This window comes from Streptomyces verrucosisporus, from assembly GCF_017114865.1.
Classification (GTDB): Bacteria; Actinomycetota; Actinomycetes; order Streptomycetales; family Streptomycetaceae; genus Streptomyces; species Streptomyces fenghuangensis.
Map to the genome: position 1 here is coordinate 1 of NZ_JADEYH010000084.1, position 874 is coordinate 874.

Annotated in this window: 1 protein-coding gene; it reads right to left on the reverse strand. The window is 69.6% G+C overall.

The annotated features are described in order from the left end of the window. Positions 1 to 874 (reverse strand): methionine adenosyltransferase (metK, locus tag IQ279_RS27545; protein ID WP_206352045.1); only part of this gene is annotated, 874 nt, incomplete at both ends.

Here is an 874-nt window from a genome sequence, read left to right on the forward strand (position 1 = left end):
GCGCAGGGCGTCGGTGCGGTCGGTGCGTTCCCAGGTGAAGGCCTCCAGCTCCCGGCCGAAGTGCCCGTAGGCCGCGGTCTGGGAGTAGATCGGCCGCAGCAGGTCCAGATCACGGATGATCGCGGCCGGCCGCAGGTCGAACACCCGCGCGATGGCCCGCTCGATCCGGTCGGGCTCCACCGTGGCCGTGCCGAAGGTCTCCACGAACAACCCCACCGGCTCGGCCTTGCCGATCGCGTACGCCACCTGCACCTCGCACCGGGCGGCCAACCCCGCGGCCACCACGTTCTTGGCCACCCACCGCATCGCATAGGCGGCCGACCGGTCCACCTTGGACGGGTCCTTGCCCGAGAACGCCCCACCCCCGTGCCGGGCCATCCCACCGTAGGTGTCAATGATGATCTTCCGGCCGGTCAGACCCGCGTCCCCCATCGGACCACCGATCTCGAACCGCCCCGTCGGATTGACCAGCAGCCGGTAGTTGGCGGTGTCCAGCTTGATCCCGTCCGCCACCAGCTCACCCAGCACATGCTCCACGACGAACTCACGGACATCCGGAGCCAGCAGCGAGTCCAGATCGATGTCGGAGGCGTGCTGGGAGGAGACCACCACGGTGTCCAGCCGCACCGCCTTGTCGCCGTCGTACTCGACGGTGACCTGCGTCTTGCCGTCCGGGCGCAGGTAGGGGATGGTGCCGTTCTTGCGCACCTCGCTCAGCCGCCGCGACAGACGGTGGGCCAGATGGATCGGCAGCGGCATCAGCTCGGGCGTCTCGTCGCAGGCGTAGCCGAACATCAGGCCCTGATCGCCCGCGCCCTGCCGGTCCAGCTCGTCCTCATCCCCCTCCACCCGGGTCTCGTAGGCGGTGTCCACG